The sequence below is a fragment of the Mesorhizobium prunaredense genome (assembly GCF_900156895.1).
Classification (GTDB): domain Bacteria; phylum Pseudomonadota; class Alphaproteobacteria; order Rhizobiales; family Rhizobiaceae; genus Mesorhizobium; species Mesorhizobium prunaredense.
Genome location: NZ_FTPD01000024.1, coordinates 1 through 16,865 on the forward strand (window position 1 = coordinate 1; position 16,865 = coordinate 16,865).

General features: G+C 62.9%; 21 protein-coding genes. 8 read left to right on the forward strand and 13 right to left on the reverse strand.

The annotated features are described in order from the left end of the window. Nucleotides 1-45 precede the first annotated feature (45 nt). From BQ8794_RS20200 to BQ8794_RS20250, 11 genes are all read right to left on the reverse strand, one after another. Nucleotides 46-1,110 carry an alpha/beta fold hydrolase gene (locus BQ8794_RS20200; protein WP_077380463.1) on the reverse strand — a complete coding sequence of 355 codons (1,065 nt, stop codon included), beginning with the start codon at nucleotides 1,108-1,110 and terminating at the stop codon, nucleotides 46-48. An 81-nt stretch (nucleotides 1,111-1,191) separates the two neighbouring features. Beyond that, a complete protein-coding gene (locus BQ8794_RS20205; RefSeq protein WP_077380464.1) occupies nucleotides 1,192-1,776 on the reverse strand; it encodes a tetratricopeptide repeat protein in 585 nt (194 codons plus the stop codon). A gap of 117 nt (nucleotides 1,777-1,893) precedes the next feature. After that, nucleotides 1,894-2,019: a type B 50S ribosomal protein L36 gene (ykgO, locus tag BQ8794_RS20210; protein ID WP_006327841.1), complete on the reverse strand. Its 126-nt coding sequence runs from the start codon at nucleotides 2,017-2,019 to the stop codon at nucleotides 1,894-1,896. A gap of 200 nt (nucleotides 2,020-2,219) precedes the next feature. Then, entirely contained in the window at nucleotides 2,220-3,296 is a 1,077-nt protein-coding gene (locus BQ8794_RS20215) for a 5-(carboxyamino)imidazole ribonucleotide synthase (protein WP_077380465.1), read from the reverse strand. Beyond that, nucleotides 3,293-3,790 carry a 5-(carboxyamino)imidazole ribonucleotide mutase gene (gene purE, locus BQ8794_RS20220; RefSeq protein ID WP_077380466.1) on the reverse strand — a complete coding sequence of 166 codons (498 nt, stop codon included), beginning with the start codon at nucleotides 3,788-3,790 and terminating at the stop codon, nucleotides 3,293-3,295. Before purE ends, BQ8794_RS20215 begins: the two co-directional genes overlap by 4 nt. Before the next feature lie 104 nt (nucleotides 3,791-3,894). Further along, nucleotides 3,895-5,100 carry an aminotransferase class V-fold PLP-dependent enzyme gene (locus BQ8794_RS20225; RefSeq protein WP_077380467.1) on the reverse strand — a complete coding sequence of 402 codons (1,206 nt, stop codon included), beginning with the start codon at nucleotides 5,098-5,100 and terminating at the stop codon, nucleotides 3,895-3,897. A gap of 24 nt (nucleotides 5,101-5,124) precedes the next feature. Beyond that, complete coding sequence (locus BQ8794_RS20230; protein ID WP_077380468.1) at nucleotides 5,125-5,586, reverse strand: RidA family protein; 462 nt, start codon at nucleotides 5,584-5,586, stop codon at nucleotides 5,125-5,127. Between the two features lie 36 nt (nucleotides 5,587-5,622). Further along, nucleotides 5,623-6,417, reverse strand: a complete 795-nt coding sequence (locus BQ8794_RS20235; RefSeq protein ID WP_077380469.1) for an amino acid ABC transporter ATP-binding protein — start codon at nucleotides 6,415-6,417, stop codon at nucleotides 5,623-5,625. 4 nt (nucleotides 6,418-6,421) lie between these two features. Continuing rightward, nucleotides 6,422-7,072, reverse strand: a complete 651-nt coding sequence (locus tag BQ8794_RS20240) for an amino acid ABC transporter permease (RefSeq protein ID WP_077380470.1) — start codon at nucleotides 7,070-7,072, stop codon at nucleotides 6,422-6,424. 1 nt (nucleotide 7,073) lies between these two features. Continuing rightward, the gene (locus tag BQ8794_RS20245; RefSeq protein WP_077380471.1) at nucleotides 7,074-7,739 is read right to left on the reverse strand and encodes an amino acid ABC transporter permease; all 666 of its coding nucleotides are present in this window, start codon (nucleotides 7,737-7,739) and stop codon (nucleotides 7,074-7,076) included. Nucleotides 7,740-7,810: 71 nt separating this feature from the next. Further along, complete coding sequence (locus BQ8794_RS20250; protein ID WP_077380504.1) at nucleotides 7,811-8,686, reverse strand: transporter substrate-binding protein; 876 nt, start codon at nucleotides 8,684-8,686, stop codon at nucleotides 7,811-7,813. 122 nt (nucleotides 8,687-8,808) lie between these two features. Here BQ8794_RS20250 and BQ8794_RS20255 point away from each other — a divergent pair, with 122 nt between their 5' ends. Beyond that, complete coding sequence (locus tag BQ8794_RS20255; protein WP_077380472.1) at nucleotides 8,809-9,612, forward strand: IclR family transcriptional regulator; 804 nt, start codon at nucleotides 8,809-8,811, stop codon at nucleotides 9,610-9,612. 33 nt (nucleotides 9,613-9,645) lie between these two features. On the opposite strand, the gene BQ8794_RS20260 is transcribed toward BQ8794_RS20255, so the two are convergent. Continuing rightward, nucleotides 9,646-9,849, reverse strand: a complete 204-nt coding sequence (locus BQ8794_RS20260) for a YdcH family protein (RefSeq protein ID WP_077380473.1) — start codon at nucleotides 9,847-9,849, stop codon at nucleotides 9,646-9,648. 240 nt (nucleotides 9,850-10,089) lie between these two features. Between BQ8794_RS20260 and BQ8794_RS20265 the strand changes: the two genes are divergently transcribed. The 4 genes from BQ8794_RS20265 (at nucleotide 10,090) to BQ8794_RS20280 (ending at nucleotide 14,052) form a co-directional block, all read left to right on the forward strand. After that, nucleotides 10,090-10,275, forward strand: coding sequence for a YdcH family protein (locus BQ8794_RS20265; protein WP_023797036.1), 186 nt, complete (start codon nucleotides 10,090-10,092; stop codon nucleotides 10,273-10,275). A gap of 373 nt (nucleotides 10,276-10,648) precedes the next feature. Then, on the forward strand, nucleotides 10,649-11,902 hold the full coding sequence (gene ispG / locus BQ8794_RS20270; protein ID WP_077380474.1) for a flavodoxin-dependent (E)-4-hydroxy-3-methylbut-2-enyl-diphosphate synthase: 1,254 nt from the start codon (nucleotides 10,649-10,651) through the stop codon (nucleotides 11,900-11,902). Between the two features lie 4 nt (nucleotides 11,903-11,906). Further along, nucleotides 11,907-12,779, forward strand: a complete 873-nt coding sequence (locus BQ8794_RS20275) for a lytic transglycosylase domain-containing protein (protein WP_077380475.1) — start codon at nucleotides 11,907-11,909, stop codon at nucleotides 12,777-12,779. A gap of 364 nt (nucleotides 12,780-13,143) precedes the next feature. Continuing rightward, the gene (locus tag BQ8794_RS20280) at nucleotides 13,144-14,052 is read left to right on the forward strand and encodes a LysR family transcriptional regulator (RefSeq protein ID WP_077380476.1); all 909 of its coding nucleotides are present in this window, start codon (nucleotides 13,144-13,146) and stop codon (nucleotides 14,050-14,052) included. 25 nt (nucleotides 14,053-14,077) lie between these two features. Here the strand turns inward: BQ8794_RS20280 and BQ8794_RS20285 are convergent, their stop codons facing one another. After that, complete coding sequence (locus BQ8794_RS20285; RefSeq protein WP_077380477.1) at nucleotides 14,078-14,995, reverse strand: polyprenyl synthetase family protein; 918 nt, start codon at nucleotides 14,993-14,995, stop codon at nucleotides 14,078-14,080. 78 nt (nucleotides 14,996-15,073) lie between these two features. Here BQ8794_RS20285 and BQ8794_RS20290 point away from each other — a divergent pair, with 78 nt between their 5' ends. From BQ8794_RS20290 to BQ8794_RS20300, 3 genes are all read left to right on the forward strand, one after another. Further along, the gene (locus BQ8794_RS20290; RefSeq protein WP_077380478.1) at nucleotides 15,074-15,844 is read left to right on the forward strand and encodes a biosynthetic peptidoglycan transglycosylase; all 771 of its coding nucleotides are present in this window, start codon (nucleotides 15,074-15,076) and stop codon (nucleotides 15,842-15,844) included. A gap of 137 nt (nucleotides 15,845-15,981) precedes the next feature. Continuing rightward, nucleotides 15,982-16,164: a 50S ribosomal protein L32 gene (gene rpmF / locus BQ8794_RS20295; RefSeq protein ID WP_006203806.1), complete on the forward strand. Its 183-nt coding sequence runs from the start codon at nucleotides 15,982-15,984 to the stop codon at nucleotides 16,162-16,164. 243 nt (nucleotides 16,165-16,407) lie between these two features. After that, nucleotides 16,408-16,809 (forward strand): hypothetical protein, encoded by a 402-nt coding sequence (locus tag BQ8794_RS20300; protein ID WP_077380479.1) that lies wholly within the window; start codon nucleotides 16,408-16,410, stop codon nucleotides 16,807-16,809. Nucleotides 16,810-16,865 lie beyond the last annotated feature (56 nt).

Here is a 16,865-nt window from a genome sequence, read left to right on the forward strand (position 1 = left end):
AAATTCATCCCGCTCTAGGCCGCTCAGCTTGGCCGTCGCTTCGCTCTAAATTGGCGCGAGTTCGGCTTCCGGCGCTGTGATGTCGGCGCATTTGGCACCGTAGGTGTCGCCGGCAATCCTGATTTCCACGGCCTTCGCCATTGCCTGAAGGTCCACGGCCCTGCCGGCGACCTTTTCGATCGCGCCGACAACGAGATCGGGTGCTATCCAGTCTGGCTTGTGGCCGAGATTGCGGACCCAGACCAGTTCGGCCCCGGCGATATCGCGGACGAGGCCGACCGAATGGATCGTTGCATAGACCACCTTGTCGCGGTCGCCCGAGATGACCACAGTCGGCGCCTTGATATCGCGGTAGTGCGGTGCGGCATCGAGCGTGTAGCGATAAAGCCCGGCGACATCGGTGGCGTTGGCACGAAAGGCGTTCGGCCGAAGCACCAGCGGGATCGCGACCTCGGCGACATAGAAGTCCGGCACCTTGTTGGGGGCAAAGACGCAGGCGGTGGCGGCATTCATCTGCAGCGTTCCCGACGGATAGGTCAGCGTTTCGGAAAAAAGCCGGCCGACGATCGGAATGGTCGTCAAATTATAGTACCAGGCGGTCGCGCCGCCCGGCCAGGGATGGGTGGCAGGCGCCATGAACACCAGGCCGAGCGTCTTGTCGGGATGCTCGCGGCCGAAGGCGGTGGTCACCGAGCCGCCGAAGGAATGGCCGGCGATGATAGCTTTCCTGATGCCGAGATGGTCCATCAGCGCTGCGATGGTGCTGGCCTGTGCCGATGGGGTCTCGTTGTTGCCAGGGCCGCGCGCCGACCAGCCTGCACCCGGGCGGTCGAAGAACAGCATCTCGGCACGGCCTTCCAGCAAGGGCCTCAACGGCAGCATCTGATCCCTGAGGTTGGCGCTGGCGCCGTGGATAAAGACAATCGGCGGCAGTTCGGCGTTTTCCCGCGCCGGAACGTGAACGTAGTGGATGCGGGCACCGTTTATATCCGCGAAGTCGCCGATCGGCGGATTGCGGCGCTCGATCAGCCATGAACCGGCGCGGGTGACACCTGCAAGGGTGAACACAAGCGCCAGGAGGAAGGCGACCGCGGCGTAGATCGGGTTCATGGAGAGAGGTACGGACTGGAGCGAAATTAGTTCACAGTCTAGCTAAAAAGACTTTCACTCAAGTGGAATTGTCCGCCAACCTCATATCCCTTCGCTGGCAAGTTCTTCCGAAAGCGTGCCGACCTGATCCTGGGCGCTGCGCATCATCGGATAGATGCTGAGCACGCGCTGCCAGGCTTCCAGCGCCGACTGCTTGTGGCCGGTTACCGCCATAATCTGCGCCAGGCCGGACAGCGCGCCAAAATGGCGCGGCTCGAGCTGCAGCGTGCGGTCGATGTCCGCCATCGATTTCCCAAAGTTATTCATCATGAAATGTACGGTGGCGCGCCGGTTCCAGCCTTCGGCATAGGCCGGTTGTAACGTCACCACCTGGTCGAGGAGGTCGAGCGCCACGTCGAACTTGTTGTCTTCGGCCGCTTTTTGCGACCATTGCATCATCAGGTCGATCGAGGCGCTGCCGGATTGCGACCACTCGTGCGAGATGCGCGCGGCGATGCGCTCGGCGGCTTTTTCATTGCGCTCGCGCTTCAGGTCGACAAACAGCTGGTCGAGCCTTTCCTCCCTGGTCGTGGCAACCGGAGGGGTGACCGGGTCTTCCGCTTGAGCCGGAAGCGGGGCGAGACCGAAAAGAAAAAGCGCCGCGAAGAATGCAAAAAGAATCCGCATGACCGGAATCTAACCCCGGACAGCGGATCGTCAAACTGAATTTAGCGTGAGAGGGCCGGCAGGCGGGCAAATTACATCATGCAGGCGCGGAGGCAGGCGCCCCCAACGCGAAAAGACTCAGCCCTGGCGCGCCTTGTAGCGCGGAGCGGTCTTGTTGATGATGTACACGCGGCCCTTGCGGCGAACCAGCTGGTTGTCGCGGTGACGCGCCTTGAGCGCCTTGAGCGAATTCTTGATCTTCATGGTCTTGCCCGTCGGTCTGGGCCCGCTTGGGCCGAACTATTAAGGCGCGCTCGGAAAGCGCGCCTCTCAACTTGTGCGTGGCTCATAAACGAGGAGCCTTGCCCGTGTCAACCGCAAGTGTGCTTCATAGATGAAGCTGGTGCGGCGGATTTTGAGTTCCTGCTCTACCGACGGCGTTAGAGCGGCGCCGTCCAACAGCCTCAACGGTGGCGGCTCATTCGCGTAAAATGGCCCATCTTGCGGCCGGGGCGTGCCTCGGCCTTGCCATAGAGATGCAGCATCAGATCGGGCTCGGCGAGCAGGGCCGGGACACGCAGGATATCGTCGCCGATCAGGTTTTCCATGACGCAGTCAAAATGGCGGCCGGGGTTTCCCAGCGGCAGGCCGGCGACGGCGCGAATGTGCTGCTCGAACTGCGAGACGATGCAGGCGGCTTCCGTCCAGTGGCCGGAATTGTGAACGCGCGGCGCGATCTCATTGGCCAGCAGCGCGCCGTCGGCAAGGACAAAGAACTCGATGCCGATGACGCCGACATAGTCGAGCGCGGCAAGTATCTCTGCCGCCGCCGCCTGCGCTGCAGCGGCGGTTTCGGACCCTATCCTGGCCGGCAGGGTCGAGCTGTGCAGGATGCCGCTGCGGTGGATGTTTTCTGCCGGATCGTAGGCGGCGAGCGAACCGTCCATGCCGCGCGCGGCGATCACCGAAATCTCGCGTTCGAAGGCGACGAAGGATTCGAGGATCAGCGGCACGTTGCCCATTGCCTCGCAGGTGCCGGCAAAGCCGCCTGTTTCCATGTTGCGGAATACGCGCTGGCCCTTGCCGTCATAGCCCATGCGGCGCGTCTTCAATATGCCGCTGCCGTCGAACTTTTTCAGCGCCGCCGTCAATTCGTCGTCATTGTCGACGGGGCAGAAATCCGCGGTGGGAATGCCGATGCCGTTGAGGAATTTCTTCTCCGCCACCCGGTCCTGCGCTACTTCCAGCGCGCGCGCCGGCGGGTAGACCGGGACCGTGACGGCAAGCGCGCTGGCGGCCATGACCGGAACGTTCTCGAACTCGTAGGTGACGACGGCGCTGGCTGCAGCCAGTTCGGCGAGCGCGGCCGTGTCGTCATAAGCGGCAGTGATCTGCCGGTTGGCGACCTGTGCCGCCGGACAATCCGGCTGCGGCTCCAGCACGACCGTGCGGTAGCCGAGGCGCGCCGCGGCCATCGCCAGCATGCGGCCGAGCTGGCCGCCGCCGATGATGCCGATGGTCGATCCGGCGGCCAGGCTCATGGCGTGTCCGTGGGCTCGGCGGCGACCTTGGCGGTCTGGGCGGCGCGCCAGGCATCGAGCCGGGCGGCGAGCTTTTCGTCGGTCAGTGCCAGCACGGCCGCAGCCAGAAGGGCGGCATTGGTGGCGCCCGCCTTGCCGATGGCCAGCGTGCCGACCGGAATGCCGGCCGGCATCTGCACGATGGAGAGCAGCGAGTCCTGTCCGGAGAGCGCCTTCGATTCCACCGGCACGCCAAAAACCGGCAGCGGCGTCATCGCCGCCGTCATGCCGGGCAGGTGTGCCGCACCGCCGGCGCCGGCGATGATCACCTGAAAGCCGGCCGCCTTGGCGCCCTTGGCGAAGTCATAGAGCCGGTCGGGGGTGCGATGGGCCGAGACGATCAGCCGCTTGTGCGGGATGCCCAGTGCCTCCAGCGTTTCGGCGGCGTGGCGCATCGTCGCCCAGTCGGACTGGCTGCCCATGATGATGGCGACGTCGGCGCGGTGATCGTCCAAGCTTCTGCTCCCGGCGGCAAAGGCGCGCCTTAGCGGAATTCGGGTTCGACGGCAAGGATGCGCTGCCTCTGCGCAAGCGTTCTGGCGCGAGGCGCCATCATTACCTAATCCGGCCAGCGCAAGGCGCCGGCGCTATCCTTGCGGGCCGACTTCATCGCATCAGCCGGACGCTCACTTGTGCCCAACACCGCTCGCAGGCGCTCGGCGACGATCTCCGCCTCGCCGGGATGAAGATTGCACGGGTCGAGGAAGAAGTGACCGCGCTCGACCTCGTGATTGCGCACGATAATGGGAGGGACGCCTGCCGCCAGCGCCGACGCAAGGCCGGCGGCGGTGAACCTGCTCTCAGGCGTAACAAACACCTGCAGGCGGTCGAGCGGATTGCCGGTCGGATCCGGAATGACATGCGCTGCGATGCCCGGCAGGCCCTGCAATGCGTCCTTCCACAGATCGAGCGCCGCTTCTTCCCGCTTGCGGATGCCGGCATGGTCGCGCCGCTCCCAGGCCTCCAGTGCGGCCATGGTGCCGGCGATGCTTTCCTTGCCGACCTTCATCGCCCGCGCAACGCCACGGACCTGCAGATAGGCGGCCCGCACCAGATCCTTGCGCCCGGTGACGATGCCGCTTGTCGGTCCCGAGAGGAATTTGTGCCCGCTGTAGACGACGATGTCGGCGCCGCGTGCGAGAAAGCCGCGCAAATCGTATTCGGAGGCGGCGTCGACGATCACCGGGACGCCCTTGGCGTGGCAGATCTCGCAGAACTCCTCGAGCGAAAGCATGCCGTATTGCACCGTGTGATGGGCAACGACATAGAGACCTGCCGCGGTGCGGTCGCGGATCGCCTCGCGCACATGATAATCCTGCGTCACGCTGACCGTACCGGCCGGTACGGTGCTTGCCCCGGCAAGCCGGATCGACTGGTCGATCGGCGCGCCGTAGTTGACGATGTGGCCGAGTTGGACGATGACCTCGGACTTGAGGCCCTCGGTGTCGTCCGGCAGCCGCTCGATCGCCAGAAGGTTGGTGCCGGTCATTGTGCCGGCAATGGCCATGGTGATGCCGCTGGCGCAGCACGCGGTGACGAAGCCGGCCTCGCCGCCGGTGAGGCGCGCGACAACCGTGCTTGCGGCGCGCTGCAGATCGTCCATCTCCACCCATTGCGAGGCGATTTCCGACATAGCGGCGATCGCTTCCGGGACGATGATCGAGGCGCCGAGCGCCGTCATCGTGCCGGAGACATTGATGATCGGGCGAAGGCTGAGCCGTTCGCGGATTGTCGTGTTGGAGCCGTTTGCGGAATAGGTTTTCATCTCTGGAGGTCCCATTGGTAGATTTCAGGCGGCGATCTCGATGACCGCCTCGATTTCCACGGTGATGTTGCCCGGCAGGGAGCCGACACCGATCGCCGAACGGGCGTGCCCGCCGATACTATCAAAGACAGCGGCGAAAAGATCGGAACAGCCATTCACCACCTTCGGATGGTCGCTGAAGGTCGGGATCGCGTTGACGAAGCCAAGCAGCTTGACGACGCGCACGATGCGGCCGAGGTCGCCTGCCGCAGCGTGCATGACGGCAAGCAGGTTCAGACCGGTGAGGCGGGCATGCTTATAGGCCTCTTCAACCGTGACGTCCTCGCCGACCTTGCCGGTGCAAAGCGTGCCGTCGGCGCGCAACGGCCCTTGGCCGGAGAGGAAGATCAGCCGTCCGCTTTCGGCGTGGGTGACGAAGTTGGCGATCGGCGTCGGCGGCTCGGGCAGGGTCAGGCCCAACTCGGCGAGCCGGATGTAAGGCGTCATGAAAAGGCTCCTTGCGGCAGCTTTCGCCGTCCGATGTCAGAAATGCGAGGCACGAAACCGCGCCAGGAAACTGCGGAGACGCTCATTGTCGATCTCTGCGCCCAGAATCTCGGCGGGCGGGCCTGCGGCGCTGACGCCGCCATCCGCCATGAAGATGATGCGGCTCGAGGCATCGCGGGCAAAGGCCATCTCGTGCGTGACCATCACCATCGTCATGCCGTCCTCGGCCAGGCTGCGCACGACCTCGAGCACCTCGCCGACGAGTTCCGGGTCGAGCGCGGAGGTTATCTCGTCGAGAAGCAGGATTTTCGGCTCCATCGCCACCGCGCGGGCGATGCCGACGCGCTGCTGCTGGCCACCGGAAAGCTCGGCCGGCAGGCTGTCGGCCTTGTGGGCAAGGCCGACCCGGCCGAGCCAGTGCTCGGCAATGGCGCGGGCCTCGGTACTGCTCTTGCCGCGCACCTTGCGCAGGCCAAGCATGATGTTGCCGGCCGCCGTCAGATGCGGAAACAGATTGAAACTCTGGAACACCATTCCGGTTTCGGCCCGCATCTTCGCCAGGTCGCGCTCGCTGCGGCGCTGGCGTGTTCCCGTGTCGCGGAAGCCGACCTCCCTGCCGTCGATGCGGATGGAGCCGCTGTCGTAGCTCTCCAGGAAATTGACGCAGCGCAGCAGCGTGGTCTTGCCGCTGCCGGAAGGCCCGATGACAGTCACCACCTCGCCGCGCGTCACCTGCAGGCTGACGGAGCGCAGGACCGCGACGGATCCGAACGATTTGGAAACCTCGGAGACATCGAGAAGCGCCGGATTGGCGGGCGTGGCGATGGGCATCTTGCTATTCCCGGATGAAGGAGAAACGCCGCTCCAACCGTCGGCTGGCCAGGGAGAGCGCGTAATTGACGGCGAAGTAGATGACCGCACCGAGGATGTAGAGCGGCATCGCTTCGTAGGTGCGGCCGATGACCTGGTTGATGGCGTGCATCAGGTCGGTGATGCCGAGCAGCGAAACCAGCGCGCTGCCCTTCACCGCATCGGTGACGCCATTGATCCATGGCGGCAGGAAACGCCTGAACGCTTGCGGGAAGATGACGTAGGCCAGTCGCTGGCGAAAGGTCAGCCCGATCGCCATCGCCGCTTCGGACTGCCCCTTCGGTATGGAACCGACCGCACCGCGCAGATACTCGATGACCTGCGCCGTCTTGAACAGGGTGAGCGCCAGCACGGCTGCCCAGAAGGATTCCAGATGGAGGCCGACGGCAGGCAGGCCGTAATAGACGAAGAAGATGAGCACCAGGATCGGAATGCCGCGAATGGTATCGCTGAAAATGCGCACCGCCCAGCGCAGCGGAGCCGGGCCGTAGACAAGGCCGACGCCCATCATCACACCGGCGACGAGCGACAACACCACGACCAGCAGCGATACCCATAGCGTCACGGCAAAACCCTGGGCCAGGAAGGGCAAGGCATAGGCGATCTGGCCAAGCATCCTAGTGCGCCGCCCTGAACCGGCGCTCGACAAGCCGAAGCGCATAAAGAAGCGCGTAGCCGGTCAAGAGGTACATCGCCGTCACCACAAGGTAGACCTCGACGATGCGGAAGGTGTTGAAGTTGATCCACTGGGCGCCGTAGGTGAGCTCGGGCACCGAAATGACCGAGGCAACGGACGTGTCCTTGAACAGCGACAGGAACGTGTTGGAAAGCGCGGGCAGCGTTATGCGCAGCATCGTCGGCAGGCGCACATGGACCAGCCTTTGCCATGGCGTCAGGCCGATCGCCTTGCCGGCGTCGAGCTGTCCGCGCGGAACTGCTTCCAGCCCCGAGCGGAACACCTCGACCAGATAAGCGCCGCTATAGAGCGACAGCGTGGCAATGAACGAGGTCTGCGCGCTGTAGGCGATGTCGACCACCGTCGGCAGGCCGTAGAAGACGAGATAGACGAGCAGGATCAGCGGCACGTTGCGGATGAACTCGACATAGGCTGCGATGACGGCCCGCACCGCACGCCCGGCCGACACGTACCAGACCGCCAGAAGCAGTCCGATGAGGATGCCGATCGCGATGGAGATCACGGCCAGCTCGAGGCTGAGCAGCAGCCCGCCCCAAAGCTTGTCGAAATGCCGCCAGATCAGGTTGAAGTTCAGGGTATAGCCCATGTGTCCCTGTCATATCGAGGGCTGTCGACGATAAGCAGGCGGAAGGGCGCAAGCCCTTCCGCCGGCTTGCATCAGATGACCGGGAAGCCGGGATGGCGCGCCGGCGGCTCCTGTCCAAAATAGTCCTTGAATGCAGCGTCGTAGAGCACCGTCTCATGGCCGAACATGGCGGTGGTGAACGTCGTGTTGACGAAGGTCAGCCAGTCGAGGTCGCCTTGCCGAAGTGCGGCACCGTAAAGCATCGAGAACCAGCTCTTGCCGGCATCGAAGTATTTGTCCGGATTGCGCGAGGCGAGCCAGCGAACCGTCGACAGATCGACGGCGGCGGCGTCGACGCGTTTCGATTCCAATGCCTGCAGCACGTTGGCCTGGGTGTCTATCTGCATCACCTGCGCCTCCGGCAGGACGATGTGCACATTTGCCTCGGCATCGACATTCTGCAGGATGGAAACCCGCGTCGCCGAACCGCCGGCAAGCAGCTTGTCGAAGGTCTTGTTTTCGGCGTTCGGAAGCGTCAGCAAGGCGATGCCTTCGACGTAATAGGGCCGGGAGAAGTGGATCAGCTGCGAGCGCTGGGCGGTCATGGTCATGAACTGGATCGAAATGTCGACCTTGTTGGTGGTCACGTTCGGAATGCGCTGGGCCGGATCCTGCATGACGAACTCGACCTTGGTCGTATCGTCGAAAAGTCCCTTGGCAAGAATGCGCCCCATGGTGATGTCCATGCCGACCAGTTCGCCGGCATCGTTTTCGAAGTGCCAGGGCGCGTTGGTGCTGCCGGTGCCGACGATCACCTTGCCGCGATCGAGAACGGTGCGCAGCAGGCTGTCCGGTGCCGCCTGCGCCGCCGCCTTCTGAACATCGACTGTTGTCGCTGCGCCCACCACTCCGGCCGTTGCAAGCCCGGCCAGTTTCAGAAAATCACGTCTTTTGGATGTTTCGTTCACGGCGACCTCCTTTTCGTGTTGTGTTCCCCTTGCCGATACATGCATCGGTAATCTGCTGGATTGTCTCTTACAGAAGACACATGTATCCTGTACAAGACAGATACTAACATCAGGAATCAGCAATGCAAGATGGCAATGCCTTGGCAGTTCGGCCGGACGCCGATCCGGGCGAAGACAGGATTTCGGGCTCCCGCGAGAAGGGTCTCAATCGGGTGCTCCATATCCTGGAGTTTCTTCATGCGAACCAGCGTGCGATCGGGATTGGTGATCTCGCCAAGGGAGTGAATGCGCCACGCTCGACGATCTACACGCTTGTGCGCTCGCTCGTGGATGCGGGCCTGCTGGAAATGGCCGGCGACGGCAACCGGGTCTATTTCGGGAAGAAGCTTTATCTCTACGGAATGGACTATGTGCGCGGCAACGACCTGCTCAGGCGAGGGCGTCAGGAAGTCGACAACCTTTCGCGCGAGACAGGCGAGACCTCCGAATTGTGCATGCTGCAAAGCGGCCGCTACACGATTGTCCATTCCAGTCCGGGCACCAGGCCGTTCCGGATCAGTTCGGCCACCGGTCTGCAGATCCCGCTTCCCTGGACCGCTTCCGGGCGGTTGCTTCTCGCCGGTTTCGAAAGGGCTGTGATCGAAGACATGGTGTCCGAGGACGATCTCGTCCTGCCGGACGGCCGCAGATTGTTGCTGGACGACTTCATAGAAGATATCGCTACGGCCGGGGCTGCCGGCTACTGTGTGACCTCCGGTCTTGTCGACGCCTATACGAAGTGCCTTGCCGCGCCGGTCTTTTCAGCTGCCGGCAAGGTCGAGGCGACGATATGCCTGGTGGTTCCCATCGACACTTCCGAGGAGAAGACCGGCGATCTCATCGCCCTGCTGCGCGAACGCGCGGCGAGGCTTTCGATCACGGGATGAGCAGGATTTGTCGCGACCGTAAGTGGGATTCGCTCACGCGATGATGTCGGGGATGATCCGGTCTTCCAGCGCCATCAGCCGGTCTTTCAGGAAAAGTTTTTTCTTCTTCATGCGCTGGATCTGCAGAGGGTCGCAGTTCATGGCGATCATCGCGTTGATGGCCGCGTCGAAATCGGCGTGCTCCTGCTTCAGCCGAGAATATTCGAGGCGGATATCAGCCTGTTCCTGTTCGGACATTATCTACCGTCTGCACGTCTGCGGCGCCCAAAAATGGGCCTGATTGGGCGAGGCCGGAGGTATCTTGCACCGGCGCGCAGCCAATACCACATTTCGTATTGTCGTGGAATGCTACCACGCAGCATTCGACATCGGTGCCCGATAGTGGCACACTGTCATTATGCCGTCACAGAAGCGAATTTGCGGTGGGGCGCGCCTTGACGGCTGCAATCGAGGAAACCATGAAAGGGAGAACCAATCATGTCTCTTGCATCCCATCTTGATGAGCTGCAGCGGAAACACGGCGACATCGAACGCGAAATCGATGATGCGATGAACCATCCATCGGTCGACGACCTCGAAATCGTGAATCTCAAGCGGCGCAAGCTGGCGCTCAAGGACGAGATTGAGAAATTGAAGGCGAAACCGAAACCCACCACGCACTGACGCTCTTCCACAGCGCTGCGTCCTTCGGACGCGCAAAGGGCGCGCTGTCGTGCTTCTAATTTGGCGCATGGTCCTTTCCGAAAATCCTTTCGGTTTCGGGGTCGTGTAGGGACAGTGCGCGCTTTGCGCGACCATCTTCTCCGGTGGCAACCAATGCCGCCGGAGCGTTTCCTTATTTGTCCGGCGCTTCGATTTGGCAGGTTTGCCTGCCTGTCGCCATTGACAAGCCATCTTTGCTCCTCCACCTCATGCCGGGACCTTCTATAGCGCCGCGCCTTCTTTCGGACGCGCAAGGACGCTGTATTTTGATTTTTGCGCAGATTGTTTCCGGAAACCGATTCCGGAATTCGGCGCTAACAAAGGGCAGCCGGCCATGACCGGATATTTTTCTTCACCCTTCCCGCGCCGCACGTCTGTCGGTGTCGACGTCGGCGGCGTGATGGTCGGCGGGGGCGCCCCTGTCGTCGTTCAGTCGATGACCAATACCGACACCGCCGATGTCGACCAGACAGTCGCTCAAGTTGCGGCGCTGCATCGCGCCGGCTCCGAGATCGTGCGCATCACCGTCGACCGCGATGAGAGTGCCGCCGCCGTGCCCGCCATCCGCGAGCGGCTCGAACGACTCGGCATCAATGTGCCGCTGGTCGGCGATTTCCACTATATCGGCCACAAGCTGCTCGCCGACCACCCGGCTTGCGCCGAGGCGCTGGCCAAATACCGCATCAATCCAGGCAATGTCGGCTTCAAGGACAAGAAGGACCGGCAGTTCGCGGCGATCGTCGAGATGGCGATCCGGTACGACAAGCCGGTGCGCATCGGCGTCAACTGGGGGTCGCTCGACCAGGAGCTTTTGACCAGGCTGATGGACGACAACCAGCGCCAAGGCTTTCCGCTGACGGCGCAGGAGGTGACGCGCGAGGCGATCGTGCAGTCGGCGATCCTTTCGGCCGAAATGGCCGAGGAGATCGGCCTTGGCCGCGAGAAGATCATCCTCTCGGCTAAGGTCAGCGGTGTGCAGGATCTGATCGCGGTCTACACCGAGCTTGCCACCCGCTCCAACCACGCGCTGCATCTCGGCCTCACAGAGGCCGGCATGGGTTCGAAAGGCATCGTCGCCTCGTCCGCGGCGATGGGCATTCTTCTCCAGCAAGGCATCGGCGACACGATCCGCATCTCGCTGACGCCGGAGCCGAACGGCGACCGCACCCGCGAGGTGCAAGTGTCGCAGGAACTCCTGCAGACCATGGGGTTTCGGCAGTTCGTGCCGATCGTCGCCGCCTGCCCCGGCTGCGGCCGCACCACCTCTACCGTGTTCCAGGAACTCGCGCAGGACATCCAGGCCGATCTGCGCAAGAACATGCCGGTGTGGCGTGAAAAATACCCCGGCGTCGAAAACCTCAAAGTCGCGGTGATGGGCTGCATCGTCAACGGTCCGGGTGAATCCAAACATGCCGATATCGGCATTTCGCTGCCCGGCACCGGCGAGACGCCGACGGCGCCGGTATTCGTCGACGGCAGGAAGGCGGCGACGCTGCGCGGGCCTTCGATCGCCGCCGACTTCGAGAAAATGGTCGCCGACTATATCGAGCAGCGGTTTGGGCAACCTGGCAAGGCTGCGGCGGAGTAGGTCGATGCGGCGCTTCCCTTGGGCGACGCCGATTTTGCTTGGTGGATTGGTTCTGCTTGGTGGGCTGGGCTGGGCGACAGCCGTCCACGCCGATCCGCCGCGCCCCGCCAGGCAGCGGCTGCTCGACCGTGTTTGCAATCTGATCGAGGCGCATGCCGATCAAAACGGCCTGCCCAAGGATTTCTTTGCCCGGTTGATCTGGAAGGAAAGCCGCTTCGATCCCAATGCAGTCAGTCCGGTTGGCGCCGAAGGCATTGCCCAGTTCATGCCGGGCACCGCCAAGATACGCGGTCTCGCCAATTCCTTCGATATCGAGCAGGCCATTCCGGCCTCGGCAAAATATCTCGCCGAAATGAAAACCGGCTTCGGCAATCTGGGCCTGGCCGCCGCCGCCTACAATGCCGGCGAAAGCCGGGTATCGCGCTGGCTGAGTTCCGGCGGCTTCCTGCCGATGGAGACCGAAAACTACGTCCTGGACATCATGGGCGAGCCGGCCGACAGGTTCACCGACACCGCCTATGCCGGCAGCATCCAGCCGCTCGACAAGAAAGCGAGCTTCGCGGTCGCCTGCCGCAGGCTGCCGGTCATCAAGTCGCAGACCGTGGCCATGGCGTCGATCAACGTCAAGCCGTGGGGCGTGCAGGTGGCCGGCAATTTCCGCCGCGCCGCGGCGCTCAATCAATGGACTGGTGTGAAGCGCCGGTTTCCGGCCTTGCTCAACGGCCATGATCCGGTGGTCAGCCGGGTGCGCTCGCCGATCGGCAGGCGCGGCATCTATGCAGTCCGGATCGGCGCCGACTCCAAAGCCAAGGCCGACACCATCTGCCGGAAACTGCAAAGCGTCGGCGGTGCATGCATTGTGGTGCGGAATCGGTGATGGGGGACTGACCGATTTGCCCGACAACTGGCGTGGCGAGCCATACGCTCCGACATCGCCCGAAATCATCCCGATCGGCCGGCTGCGTTAGCCCGGACATTGCTTCGCCTTGAGCGTTTTTCCATTCTTTGACGTGACCGATTGAGCGTACGGATAAGCCAAAGACACCACCGCCCAATTGCGGCGCTGCGCTGACGACGTGCCCACCGATGCAGTTCGTGAGCATCTCGCAGGTTTACGTGTTCTGAACCCATGGCACCTCCTCTCCAGCATTTTGCATGCTGAAGAGGAACATATTATGGTTCGTATCTGCCGATAATCGGTGATAATTTCCGTTCATCTGTGACGAATTGGAATAGATATCATGGACCGGCAAGAGACGATGGGTGTGTTCCTGGCCGTTGTCGAGGAAGGCGACTTCTCGGCAGCGGCACGCCGGCTGCGGATGACACCTTCGGCCGTCAGCAAAATCATCGGTCGGCTTGAGTCCCGCCTTGGCGTGCGCTTGCTGCAGCGCTCGACGCGGCGCATCAGCTTGACGGCGGAAGGCAGCACCTATGCCGACAGCGCTCGCCGCATCCTGAACGACATCAAAGAGGCTGAAATCGCGGTTCAACCCGGTGCAGAACCGCGCGGCCGGCTGCGCGTCAGTCTTCCGAGCGCCTTCGGCCATCGCTTGATCGTGCCAATGTTGCCGGCCTTCATCGATCGCTACCCGGCCATCGAACTCGAGCTGATGTTCACAGATGCGATTGTCGACCTGTTGGCTGAGGAAACGGACGTCGCCGTGCGCGTTGCCGCACACAGCGATTCCAGGCTGGTGGTGCGGCGGCTGGCGCCCAATCGCCGTGTCATTTGCGCATCACCTCGATATCTCGAAAGACATGGCATGCCGATAACGCCAGACGACCTTCAAGGTCACATCTGTCTTGGCGTCACAGCACGCGGCGGTCTCAATATCTGGGAGTTCGATGGCCCGGACGGTCTGCAAAGCATGCGTATCCGCAGCCCGATAGAGGCCAACAGCACGGAAGCGCTACGCCGGCTGGCGCTTGCCGGTATAGGCATCATCCGCATGTCGGAGATATTGGTCGGGCCGGATATCAAGGCAGGCAGACTGACCGCGCTGCTCACCAGATACAATCATCCTGACGGAACGCCAATCTGCGCTGTCTATCCGCCTGGCCGAATTCTGTCGCCGCGCGTGCGCGTGTTCGTGGATTTCCTGGCCGAACAGTTCGCCAACCCTCCTTGGCTACACGGCGCGCCATAGGACGGGAGTACAGCTTGGAACAGCGTCAGCTGTTGCGGGCCGCCACGAATTCCGCTGCCTGCTTCAGAAGCACGGCGTCTTCGCCATAGGGACAAAGCAAGGCGTGGGCCTGGTCGACGAGGCCTTGAAGCTGGTTCCGCGCCCAGTTGGCGCCGTGCAGCGCCACCAGCGTCGCCTTGCCGGCGGCTGCGTCCTTGCCGGTCGCCTTGCCCATCTGGCGCGCATCCGCCGTCAGATCGAGCAGGTCGTCGGCGAGTTGAAAGGCAAGCCCGATCGCCGAGCCGAACTCCGCCAGTCTTTCACGGTCGGCCGCCGGCGCGCCGGCAACAATTGCGCCCGCCTCGCAGGCGAAGCGGATCAACGCGCCGGTCTTCATCGCCTGAAGCCGGATGATGCCGGCTTCCTCCGGCTGGATACGCTCGGCTTCGAGATCGAGCATCTGGCCGCCGACCATGCCGCCGGCTCCGGCGGCGCGGGCCAGCGCCAGCACCAGCGCCGCCCGCCGTTCGGCCGGCAGCATTGTCGCTTCGTCGGCAATGATGTCGAAGGCGAGCGCCAGCAAGGCGTCGCCGGCGAGGATGGCGGTCGCCTCGTCGAAGGCCTTGTGAACGGTGGGCTGGCCTCGGCGCAGATCGTCGTCGTCCATGGCCGGCAGATCGTCATGGATCAGCGAGTAGCAATGCACGCATTCGAGCGCCGCCGCCACGCGCAGCGCCGCCTCGCCGTCGGCGGAAAACAGCGCGGCGCTTTCCATCACCAGGAAAGGGCGCAGGCGCTTGCCGCCGTTCAAAACGCCGTGGCGCATCGCCTCCATCAGACGCTGCGGCCGCGCGATCTCGCCTGAAAGCGGGCGGTCGTCGAGCAGCCGCCTGAGCAGCGCCTCGATCGGCCCTGTGCTTGCGAGAAGCGCTGCTTCGAACGGAATTTGATCGTCTTTCGCCATGCCGGGGACGGGTAGCCGACACTCAGACGTTGCGCAAGAAGCCAAGCGCCATTATGCCGGGGCAGGGAGCAGCATGGATTGAGCGGCTTGGCGGAACCGATCGTCGATCACGAAACCGAAGGGCTTGATATGGCGAGGCCGAAACGCGACAACCGCATCGGTCTCAAACGTTGGCCCCGGCACTGGGTCCGGCGCGGTATCACCGTCGCCGTGGTGCTGGCGCTGATGCCGCTGGTGTTGACCTTTCTGTATCTGCCGCCGTTCGTGCATCCGGTATCGACACTGATGCTGAAGGATCTGGCGACGTTTTCGGGCTATGACCGGCGCTGGGTCTCGATCGACGATGTGGCGCCGGCGCTGGCGCATTCGGTCATCATGTCGGAGGACGGGCAGTTCTGTTTCCATCGCGGCATCGACCTCGGCGAGTTGAGGGGCGTCGTCGACGATGCGCTGGCCGGCGAGATGACGCGCGGCGCCTCGACCATCACCATGCAGAGCGTCAAGAACCTCTATCTCTGGTCAAGGCCGCTGGGCTCGGTCCGGAAAGTCGTTGAACTGCCGCTCGCTGTCTATGTCGACATGGTGATGTCGAAACGGCGCATCATGGAAATCTATCTCAATATCGCCGAATGGGGGCCGGGCATCTATGGCATCGAGGCCGCCGCCCAGCACCATTTCGGGGTTTCGGCAAAACGATTGTCGCGTCGCCAGGCGGCGCTGCTTGCCGTCACCTTGCCGAACCCGATCACGCGCAACCCGGCCAAGCCCGGGCCGGGGCTGAGACGGCTGGCCTCGCTGATCGAGCGGCGCGCCGGCCGGTCCGGCGCCTATGTCGGTTGTCTGCGATAGCTTAAAAAAATTCGCGGCGGCGCTGGCCAAAACGGCGCAGGGCGTGTATAGGCACCCGACTTTCTCAGATTCCGGCCCTGATGCGGCCCTTTCACGAGGGCAGCCGGGGCATTTTGACCATGTAGTGGAGCATATCCATGGCCGTACCGAAACGAAAAACCTCTCCGTCGAAGCGCGGCATGCGCCGTTCGGCCGATGCATTGAAGGCCCCGACCTATGTCGAGGACAAGAATTCCGGCGAGATGCGCCGGCCGCACCATATCGACCTGAAGACCGGCATGTATCGCGGTCGCCAGGTTCTCGAGCCGAAGGAAAGCTGAGAACGCTTTCGACGGTTTGTGACTATCGAAGGACCGGCCATCGCGCCGGTCTTTCTGCGTTTTGCGCAGATGATCGCCCACCGAATTGTTTTCAAACATGCCAGAAGCCGTACCGGATGCAGCCGTACCGGCTGGTACTGTTATTTCGCACGGTCTCTTTCCGTGTTCGCGGTCGCGTGCGAAAATTCTTGACGGCGAACGCCGAGCGCATACTAGAGAAGGCTGTCCAACCGGAGCCTTCTGATGTTCGGTGCAATCCCGCTGCTGATCGTGCCCTTCGTCCTCTATAATCTAGGGCTTCTGGGAATATTCGGCGGCGGCGACGATCCCTGGGCAATCCAAATGTTCTCGATCCGAATGATGTCGGGCGGCGTGTTCTCGATGACGCTCGGCGATCTGATCGTGCTGATCGGGCTGCTTCTCTTCTTCGTCGAGATCGTGAAGTCGACACGCACGTCGAGCGCCTCGATCATGGACCACCTGTTGTCGACCTTCGTCTTCGTGGCGTTCCTGGTCGAGTTCCTGCTGGTGAAGGGCGCGGCGCACTCGGTTTTCTTTACGTTGATGGTCATCGCACTGGTCGACGTCCTGGCCGGCTTCTCGGTATCGATGCGAGCAGCCACCCGTGACATCAACATGGGCTGATGCATGTCGCGCAAAAGCATGCCCGTGGGCTTGAACCGAGGGTGCGCAGCGGTTTT